Origin of the sequence: Mesorhizobium sp. M1A.F.Ca.IN.022.07.1.1, assembly GCF_003997575.1 — a bacterium.
In the GTDB taxonomy this organism is placed as follows: domain Bacteria; phylum Pseudomonadota; class Alphaproteobacteria; order Rhizobiales; family Rhizobiaceae; genus Mesorhizobium.
This window is the reverse complement of the sequence record NZ_RZST01000249.1, coordinates 1-9,066: the sequence shown is the minus strand read 5'-3', so window position 1 is coordinate 9,066 and position 9,066 is coordinate 1. Positions and strand designations below refer to the sequence as shown.

General features: G+C 66.1%; 10 protein-coding genes, 1 tRNA gene and 1 pseudogene. 2 read left to right on the top strand and 10 right to left on the bottom strand.

The window, feature by feature from the left end:
- Nucleotides 1-502 (bottom strand): annotated as a pseudogene (locus EOA75_RS23300) (ABC transporter ATP-binding protein); the annotation flags it as partial.
- Entirely contained in the window at nt 499-1,785 is a 1,287-nt protein-coding gene (locus EOA75_RS23295; protein WP_127325269.1) for an efflux RND transporter periplasmic adaptor subunit, read from the bottom strand. The gene EOA75_RS23295 and the pseudogene EOA75_RS23300, both read right to left, overlap by 4 nt.
- Before the next feature lie 132 nt (nt 1,786-1,917).
- Between EOA75_RS23295 and EOA75_RS23290 the strand changes: the two genes are divergently transcribed.
- Both EOA75_RS23290 and EOA75_RS23285 read left to right on the top strand, forming a co-directional pair.
- Entirely contained in the window at nt 1,918-2,820 is a 903-nt protein-coding gene (locus tag EOA75_RS23290) for a PhzF family phenazine biosynthesis protein (protein ID WP_127325268.1), read from the top strand.
- Nucleotides 2,821-2,925: 105 nt separating this feature from the next.
- Nucleotides 2,926-3,001 (top strand) — tRNA-Lys (locus tag EOA75_RS23285).
- An 8-nt stretch (nt 3,002-3,009) separates the two neighbouring features.
- On the opposite strand, the gene EOA75_RS23280 is transcribed toward EOA75_RS23285, so the two are convergent.
- The 8 genes from EOA75_RS23280 to cbiT all read right to left on the bottom strand — a co-directional run.
- Nucleotides 3,010-3,396, bottom strand: coding sequence for a hypothetical protein (locus tag EOA75_RS23280; protein WP_127325267.1), 387 nt, complete (start codon nt 3,394-3,396; stop codon nt 3,010-3,012).
- A 133-nt stretch (nt 3,397-3,529) separates the two neighbouring features.
- Entirely contained in the window at nt 3,530-4,555 is a 1,026-nt protein-coding gene (gene cobT / locus EOA75_RS23275; protein ID WP_127325266.1) for a nicotinate-nucleotide--dimethylbenzimidazole phosphoribosyltransferase, read from the bottom strand.
- A 24-nt stretch (nt 4,556-4,579) separates the two neighbouring features.
- The gene (gene cobS / locus EOA75_RS23270) at nt 4,580-5,350 is read right to left on the bottom strand and encodes an adenosylcobinamide-GDP ribazoletransferase (RefSeq protein WP_127325265.1); all 771 of its coding nucleotides are present in this window, start codon (nt 5,348-5,350) and stop codon (nt 4,580-4,582) included.
- Nucleotides 5,347-6,663: a cobyrinate a,c-diamide synthase gene (locus tag EOA75_RS23265; protein ID WP_095826217.1), complete on the bottom strand. Its 1,317-nt coding sequence runs from the start codon at nt 6,661-6,663 to the stop codon at nt 5,347-5,349. The genes cobS and EOA75_RS23265 overlap by 4 nt, the downstream gene beginning before the upstream one ends.
- A complete protein-coding gene (gene cobA, locus EOA75_RS23260; protein WP_164747513.1) occupies nt 6,660-7,475 on the bottom strand; it encodes a uroporphyrinogen-III C-methyltransferase in 816 nt (271 codons plus the stop codon). The genes EOA75_RS23265 and cobA overlap by 4 nt, the downstream gene beginning before the upstream one ends.
- A complete protein-coding gene (gene cobM / locus EOA75_RS23255) occupies nt 7,472-8,236 on the bottom strand; it encodes a precorrin-4 C(11)-methyltransferase (RefSeq protein ID WP_095826216.1) in 765 nt (254 codons plus the stop codon). The genes cobA and cobM overlap by 4 nt, the downstream gene beginning before the upstream one ends.
- Nucleotides 8,233-8,619: a cobalamin biosynthesis protein gene (locus EOA75_RS23250; protein ID WP_095801993.1), complete on the bottom strand. Its 387-nt coding sequence runs from the start codon at nt 8,617-8,619 to the stop codon at nt 8,233-8,235. Before EOA75_RS23250 ends, cobM begins: the two co-directional genes overlap by 4 nt.
- Nucleotides 8,616-9,066, bottom strand: a 451-nt coding sequence (gene cbiT / locus EOA75_RS23245; RefSeq protein ID WP_127325264.1) for a precorrin-6Y C5,15-methyltransferase (decarboxylating) subunit CbiT, incomplete at its 5' end; no start/stop codon positions are given. The genes cbiT and EOA75_RS23250, both read right to left, overlap by 4 nt.

The following is a 9,066-nucleotide window of genomic DNA, read 5'->3' as shown; positions in this document are numbered from 1 at the left end:
GTCGGTTTGGTGACGATGGCACGCGCTATCGCCACGCGCTGTTGCTGGCCGCCCGAGAGTTCGGCCGGCGTGTGATGTTCGCGCCCGACAAGTCCGACTTGGGCGAGCGCCTGCATGGCCAGCTCCCGGCGCTCGCGGGCGGAAACGCCGCGATAGATCAGCGGCAGCTCGACATTTCCGCCGCCGTGGTGCGGGGCAGGAGATTGTAGCCCTGGAAGACGAAGCCGACATAAAGGTTGCGCAGCAGGGCGCGGCGGTTGCGGTCGAGCCGGCCGGCATCGACGCCCATGAAGCGGTAGGTTCCGGCCGTCGGCGTGTCGAGACAGCCGATGATGTTCATCGCCGTCGACTTGCCCGAGCCGGACGGTCCCATGATGGCGACGAACTCACTTCTGCGGATGGCAAGATCGACGCCGGCAAGTGCGTGCACGCACGCTTCGCCCTCGCCATAGCTCTTCCATACACTGTCGAAGGTGATGAGCAGGGGAGCGGACACGGTCAGCTCCGTTGCTGCGAGCCGGTGATGACCTCCGCGCCTTCCTCGAGGCCGGACGTGATCTCGGTCAGTTCACCGTCGGTCGAGCCGATCCTGACGTTGAGGGCATGCGGCCGTCCGTTGTCCAGCACATGGAGCGTGCGCGACCCGTCGATCGGCGCTTTCGTCGCCTCGCGCTGCCGGTTGGGGCGCCCCATGCGGCCGGTAAAGAGGTCGCGCAGGCTCCAGCCGCGGGCCGCCTGTTGCGCCGGGCGGTAACGGAAGGCTGTGGCCGGCACGGTGAGCACGCCCTTGGCCTGCCTGGTCACCACGGCGACCGTGGCGGTCATGCCTGGCCTGAGCAGAAGCTCGCCGTTGTCGACTTCCAGCCGTGCATTGTAAGTGACGACGCCGTCGGTGGTGACGGAGGCATAGGAGATGTCGCGGATCTCGGCGTCGAAGGGACGGTCCGGGAAAGCATCGACCATGAAGCGGGCATGCTGGCCGGGCTTGACCTGGCCGATATCGGCCTCGTCCACCGCCGCCTGCAGCTCCATGTTCCGCAAGTCGGCAGCGATGACGAACAGCACCGGCGCCTGCAGCGAAGAAGCGACCGTCTGCCCCGGATCGACGGAGCGCGTGAGCACGATGCCGTCGATCGGCGCGTAGATGGTGCTCTTGGCAAGGTCGGTCTGCTGGGCCTTCAGATCAGCCTCAGCGATGGCGAGATTGGCCTCGGCGCTGTCGAGCGCGGCCTTGGAGCGATCGCGTGTCGCGGTCGCGGCCTCAAGCGATTGATCCGTCGCCATGCCGCGCTTGGTGAGGGCGTTCGCGCGGACCACCGCGTTCTCGTTTTCCTGCAGCGTGACCTTGGCATCCTCGACGACGGCCGCCGCCGCCTTTGCCGAGGCGGTGGCGCGCTCGATCTGGACCTCGAGCTTGGCGGTGTCGAGCGTCGCCAGGATGTCGCCCTTCTTGACCTGCTGGTTCTCGTTGACGGCGACGGAGCGGACGATGCCGGAAAGCTCGCTGGAGATGTCGACCTGCGTCAGCGGCTGCAGCGTGCCGGTCGCCGACACCTTGACGGTCAGGTCGGCAATCGTCGCCGGCGCGATCGTGTATTCGATCCGGGGCGGCGAGACGGCGTTCCACCGGTAGCCGGCGATCGCGGCCGCCACGACAGCCAGCGCCAGCAGCGCGTAGAGCCAGAACCGGCGGCGCTTGCGGCTCACGCGTTTGCGGTCGAGCCCGAGAGCCGTTTCGATGGAAGTATCGGATTCTGCGTTTGGCGGATTGACAAGCTGGTCCACCACGGACCCCTATAACGACAAATTGATGTCCCTATCCGTGAACAAATCATGCCTTGAGGTTCGAATTTCAAATTAAATTTCCCTCATGTTGGGATCGAGCAGAAATTCGGGACGAAGCGGAAGGTTTTCCAAATGACGCGCGACTACTTGCTTTACGACGTGTTTACGACCGAGCGGCTGGCAGGGAATCCGCTCGCCGTGGTGCTCGACAGCCAGGGGCTGGACACGGCTGCCATGCAAGCGATCGCGCGCGAATTCAACCTGTCCGAGACGGTGTTCGTGCTGCCGCCCGAAAATCCCAAGCACCGCAACCGTATCCGCATCTTCACGCCCGACTATGAGATGCCGTTCGCGGGCCATCCGACCGTTGGGTCGGCTATCGCGCTTGCGGAGCAGGCTGGCGAAGCGACTGGCATCTTTGTGCTGGAGGAAAATATCGGCCCCGTGCGTTGCGCGGTCAGCAAGCATGATGGCGCCACCTTCGCCGAATTCGACCTGGCGAAACTGCCTGAGCGGCTGGAACTCGCCGCCGAACCGGAAATGATCGGCGCAGCCCTTGGCCTTGGCCCGCACGAGCTCGGCTTCGAGAATCACCGCGTCTCCTTCTGGTCGGCCGGCGTGCCCTATGTCACCATTCCGGTTGCCGGCCTCGAAGCGGCCGCAAAAGTCAGGCTGGACAACCAGGCATGGTCCGAGCTCGCGCCGCGCAAGAGCGAATGGGCCTTCGCCAGCCCATACGTCTATTGCCGCGAGACGGTGCATCACGACAGCGCCTTCCATGTGCGCATGATCGTGCCTGGCAATCACTCCTACGAAGATCCGGCGACTGGCTCCGCGGCGGCGGCCTTTGCCGGCGCCATTATGCATTTCGACGGTCCAACGGACGGGATCTCGCAGCTTTGGATCGAGCAGGGGCTGGAGATGGGCAGACCCTCGCGCATCCGGCTCGAGCTCAACGTCGACGGCGGAAAACTGGCCTCCGCGCGTATCGGAGGCCATGCGATCAAAGTGGCGGAAGGCCAGCTTTTTGTGTGACACCTGCGGCAATTCGGCGATTTGTCGGGAAATGATCCGGCAGGGCTGGACATCGCTCAAACCGGCGGCTATATGCGCCGCCGACGCTGGATTTCCCAGCGGTGTGGGTGTGTAGCTCAGTTGGTAGAGCAGCTGACTCTTAATCAGCGGGTCCACAGTTCGATCCTGTGCACACCCACCAAAGTCTTCTCATAAAACGGGCAAACAAGCGAGACGGGCACCAGTCCTACTGGCTGTCCTGTTCAAGCTGGCCTTGAACTTGACCTTCATCGTGATCTGGCCGGTCACCGTAACCTGCGATCCGCCATAACCGCCGACATTGCGGTCCCGGGCATTGACGTTAGTTGTCATGCCAGTGATTTCGCAAGTGTCGGCGACAGTCTCGACCACCATGGCGCAACTGACGGCCGCGACCTTGTAGAAAGACCGAAGTGCGGCCTGCTGCTGGGCGGCTGCGTCTTCGTCGTCCTTGACCGGAAGGGTCATCGAAATCGACGATTGGATTCTGGCAGATCCGTCTTCGCCGGGGCGCAGCGGGCGAACATATTGGTCTTGGGCAAGGGCCGGCAGTGCCATCCCAGCAAGAAACGTAACAAATATTTAGGCCTTCAAATACATCATTCGATCTCCCGGAGACATCTCTGTCGCACGAAACAATCAAGACGACGTTATTTCCTCATTTCAACAGCGTTGAAATTTTGAAGGAAGATTATTTTTCCGAAACGCCAGCCTCGGCGAAGCTCGCCATCCTCGTATGACACTCGAGCGCCGAACGGACGATGTTGACGGCAAGGCAGGCGCCGGAGCCTTCGCCGAGCCGCATGCCGAGGTCGAGCAGCGGCGGCAGGCCCAGCGCTTCGAGCAGGCGGCGATGACCGGCTTCGGCCGAGACATGGGCGGCGACGGTGTGCGCCAGCCCGGTCGGGTGCAGCCTTGCCAGCGGCGCGACGGCGGCGGTGCAGACGAAGCCGTCGAGCAACACCGGCACGTTGTTCTTGCGCGCGGCGAGCGTGGCGCCGAAGATCGCCGCAAGCTCGCGTCCGCCAAGCGCTGCGGCGATCTTCAGCGGGTCGGAAAGCGAATCGGCATGGCGCTTCAGGCCCGCCTCTATGGCGGTGATCTTGCGGATCAATCCGGCATCATCGACGCCGGTGCCGCGGCCGGTCCATTTTTCCGCGCCGCCGCCGAAAAGAGCGGCCGAGATCGCTGCTGCCGGCGTGGTGTTGCCGATGCCCATCTCGCCGAAACAGACGAGGTCGAGATCGTTGGTCACGGCGTCGTAGCCGGCCGAGACCGCGGCGAGGAAGGTCTGCTCGTCCATGGCCGGCGCTTGCGTGAAATCGCCGGTCGGGTGGTCGAGATCGAGCGGGATGACGTCGAGCCTGGCGCCGGCGACGCGGGCGATCTGGTTGATCGCAGCGCCGCCGCCGGCGAAGTTCGCCACCATCTGCACAGTGACTTCCGAAGGATAGGCCGACACGCCCTGCGCGGTGACGCCGTGATTGCCGGCAAACACGAAGACCTTGACCGCATCGAGCTTCGGCATGTCGCGGCCCTGCCAGCGGGCCAACCACGCGGCGATCGTTTCCAGACGGCCGAGACTGCCCTGCGGCTTGGTCAACGTGTCCTGGCGACGGGCAACGGCGGCGGCGGCCGGATCGCTGCCGCCGGACAGATCGAGGCAGGCGGCGCGAAGGTCTTCGAGCGATTTGAACGAAGTTGTTTGGGGGGACATGAGGGCAAGGTCTCCGAAAGAGAATCAGGAAAGGCAAACGGAAGCGACAAGCAGCACGGCGATCTCGCCGAGCTGCTGCAGCGCGCCGATCGTGTCGCCGGTCTGGCCGCCGATCTGGCTGAGGCAGAGCGCACGAAAGGCGGCAAACACCAGGCTAAGCAGGACGACCGCGGCAATTGCGCCGCCGAGGCCGAGCGCCAACAGCGCCACGGCTCCGAGCGCGGCGCCAACGACGGCGGTTTCGGCAGTGACCGAGCCCGCGTCGGCCGACAGCCCATCGGGGCGCGCCGGCGGCAGAAGGTGCATGAAGGTGCCGAACAGGCCGCGCGAGGCGGCGTGCGCTGCCAAAAGCGCCAGGAAGATGTGGCCAGGGCCGGCCAGTTCCGAAAGCGCGCTCCAGCGGATGAGCAGCGACATGCCGAGCGCCGCGGCGCCATAGGCGCCGATGCGGCTGTCGCGCATGATCTCCAGCTTCTTCTCGCGCGTCCGGCCGCCGCCGAGTCCATCGGCGATATCGGAGAGCCCGTCCTCGTGCAGGCAGCCGGTGACAAGCATCGTCGCTGCAAGCGCGAGCGCCGCAGCCGGACCGGCGGCAAGGCCCAGGGCGCCAACGATGGCGTAGACAAGCGCGCCGATGACGGCGATGGCGAGACCGGCAAAGGGTGCCGCCCAGATCGCTTCGGCTAGGCTGCGGCCGCCGAAATCGCTCGACGGCAGCCTCAGCCGCGTCAAGAAGACAAGGCTGAGGCCTATGTCGTCGAGCAATCGCCGAGGCTCGGAAAGGCCGCCGCTCATGCGCCCCTCGCAATGGCATGGAAGAAAGTGCCGCTGACATGGCCGCGCCGGTAACCCGACGCGCCCAGCGGATTGCCCTGGCCGTCGGCGAGGTCCGCCAGCGGCTCGTCATTGCCTGTGGCGGCGATCTGCGCATAGTGGAACTCATGGCCGCGGATGAGCATGCCTTCGCTGCCAAGCGGACACCCGGCGCGCAGCCGCGCCTCGCGATAGCCGAGGTTCATCTTGCGCCTGGCGAAGCTGGTCGAATGGCCAAGCAGGCCAAGCATTTTATGGCTCTCGCCGTCCGCATCCTCCAGCACCTCGCCCAGCACCATGAAGCCGCCGCACTCGCCATGCACTGGCTTGGTCGCGGCGAAACGGGCCATTCCCGCACGGAAGTTGCCAGCGGCCGCAAGCTTGCCGGCATGCAGTTCTGGATAACCGCCTGGCAGCCAGCAGACATCGCAATCTTGGCTCGGCGCTTCGTCGGCAAGCGGTGAGAAGGGCACGATCTCGGCGCCAGCGTTTCGCCAGTATGAGGCGACATGCGGGTAGAGGAAGGTGAAGGCGGCGTCCTCGGCCAGTGCAATGCGCTGGCTTGGCGGCTGTAACGCCTCGCCGAAGTCGCCGGCCGTGGGTTCGAGCGGGCTCGCCAGCGCGAGAATGGCGTCGATATCGAGCGACTTCTCGACCATGTCGGCAAGCCGGTCGAGATGCGCCATGAGGTTCTCGTGCTCCCCTGCTTGCACGAGGCCGAGATGCCGCTCCGGCAGGTTGAGCGTCGGATCGCGCATGATGGCGCCGACCACCGGCAGGCCGATGGCCTCGATCGCGTCGCCCGCCAGCCGGCGATGGCGCTCGCTGCCGAGGCGGTTGAGCACGACGCCGGCCATGCGCACATCCGGATCGTAGGTGGCAAAACCCTTGGCGACGGCGGCGGCCGTGGTCGACTGACCGGAAACGTCGAGCACCAGAAGCACCGGCAGGCCATAGAGCCGGGCGAGATCGGCGGCCGAACCCGAACGGCCTTCCGGCGCGGGAATGCCGTCGAAAAGGCCCATCGCGCTTTCGAGAATCACGTACTCGGCACCACACGCTGCCTGGTTCGCCAGCGCGTTGAGCAGGGAAGGCGGCATCGCCCAGCTGTCGAGATTGACGCCGGAGAGGCCGGTGGCGGCGGTATGGAAGCCGGGATCGATATAGTCCGGTCCGGACTTCGCGCCGCGCACCTTCAGCCCGCGCCGGGCAAGCGCGCGCAACAGGCCTATGGTGACGCTGGTCTTGCCCGAGCCGGAGCGCGGCGCGCCGATGATGATCGCGCGCGCAGTCATGCCCCGCCCGCCAGTGCCGCGCGCATGGCGACGATACCGCCGACGACGATCAGCGCCGGGGAGGCGAGCCCGGCGGCAGCGGCCTCCTCGGCGATTGTGGCGAGCGTGGCGACAACGATGCGCTCCTGCGGCGTGGTCGCTGCGACGATCACGGCGGCAGGCGTCGACGGCGCGAGGCCACCGCTGAGCAGCTTTGCCGCTATCACCGGCAGATTGGCCATGCCCATATAGATGACGACCGGCTGGCCGGTGCGCGCGATTGCGGCCCAGTCGATGTCGTCATCGGTGCCGGCGGCATGGCCCGTGGCAAGGATGACCGCCTTGTTGATGCCGCGCATGGTGGCAGGGATGGCGGTGGCGGCCAATGCGCTGAGACCGGAGGTGAGGCCGGAGAGCACCCGAAATGGTATGTTTTCCCGTGCCAGCGACAACGCCTCTTCGCCGCCGCGGCCGAAAATATAGGGATCGCCGCCCTTGAGCCGCACGACGCGGCAGCCCTCGCGCGCCAGCCGCACGAGCAGGGCGTTGATGTCGTCCTGCTTCATCGAGGGCTGGCCGCCGCGTTTACCGGCGTAGAAGAGCTCCGCGCCTGCAGCAACCGCGACGACATCGGGCGAGACCAGCGCGTCATAGACCAGCGCATCGCACTGCCCGAGTGCCGCCAGCACTTCGAGCGTCAGGCAGCCGGGATCGCCCGGGCCGGCGCCGGCCAGCCAGACATGGCCGGGCTCCAGCGCGCGCGGCTTGAAGTTCAGCCGCGCCAGCGCCTGCTCCACCGTTGCCCGTCCGTTTCTGTTGGTGCTGGCGTTCACAATCCGTCCCGTCCGCGAAAACGCCGCTGGTAGTGGGCGTCGTAAAGTGAGCTCTCGCCGAAATCCTGCGCGGCCAATGCGCTGCCGACGAAGATGATCGCCGTGCGCTCCATCGGATTTTGCGCAAGCTGCGCCTCGATCGTGCCCAGCGTGCCGGTCAGAATGCGCTCGTCCGACCAGGAAGCGCGGAAGACGACCGCCACTGGGCATTCTGCGCCGTAGAGCGGCGTGAGTTCGGCAACGATGCGGGCGATGGCATGGATGGCGAGATGGATGGCTAGAGTTGCACCGGTGCGGCCGAAGCCGGCAAGCGTCTCGCCGGGCGGCATTTTCGAGGCGCGGCCGGAGACGCGGGTCAGCACGAGGCTCTGCGCGAGCTCGGGAATGGTAAGCTCGCGCCGTAACGCCGCCGCCGCCGCCGCGAAGGAAGGCACGCCCGGCGTCAGCGTGTAGGGGATATCGCGCTTCTCGAGCCGCCGGATCTGCTCGGCCACTGCGCTCCACACCGAAAGGTCGCCGGAATGCAGGCGCGCGACGTCCTGGCCGGCTTCGTGGGCGGCAAGATATTCGGCCTCGATCTCGTCGAGCGACATCGGCGCGGTGTCGATCAGTTTTGTGCCGGGCGCGCAGTGTTCGAGCAGTTCCGGCGCGACGATCGAGCCGGCATAGAGGCAGATCGGACAGGAGGCCAGCAGGCGGCTGCCGCGCAAGGTGATGAGGTCGGCAGCACCAGGGCCGGCGCCGATGAAATGGACGGTCATTTTGGGCCTCCACCAAGGGCGATGGCACAGGTTACAGGACCAAGTACCGTACGTGGTCCAAGCAGTTTCGCCTCTTTGCCGGCCGCGGCCAGGGCCGACGCTTCCGAAACCGACGGCGTGCCGGCGTGAGCCTGCGACCATTCGGATTGGCTGATCGTGCCGGATGAGACGGTTTGCAAGGCGTCGTCGGAGACGACGAGCACGGGCAGGTCGAGGTCGCGACCGGCAAGAAAGATCGCTTGCTCGTCGCGTTTCATTTCGCCCGTTGCCAGCGCTGAAAGCGCGGTCTTTGGCAACCCATGCGCTTCGAGCGCGGTCTCGATCGCGGCGCGCACGTCGCGCGCCATCACACCCTTCCGGCAGCCGATACCCGCGACCATCATGGCTTTACCCAGCTCCATTGCATGACCGGCATGGCCGGACGCCAGGCCTGCATGGATCCGACCGGCGCCGCACGCGAGAGGGCGATGCGCAGAAGGTCGCCGCCGCGCCTGGTATGCTGGTCAAGCAGCAGCGCCTCCATTTCCAGCGTCACAGCATTGGCGACCAACCGGCCGCCGGCGCGCAGCGACTTGATCGCTGTCTGCAGCACGCCGGCATCGCTGCCGCCGCCGCCGATGAAGATGGCGTCTGGTGTCGCCAGTGTTGCCAGCGCTTTCGGCGCCGAGCCTTCGATAACGACGAGACCGGGCACGCCGCAATGCGCGGCGTTGCGATGGATGCGGGCGGCGCGCTCGCTGTCGGCTTCGATGGCAATCGCCCGCATCGAAGGGTGAGCCCGCATCCATTCGATGCCGATCGAGCCGGAGCCGGCACCGATGTCCCAGAGC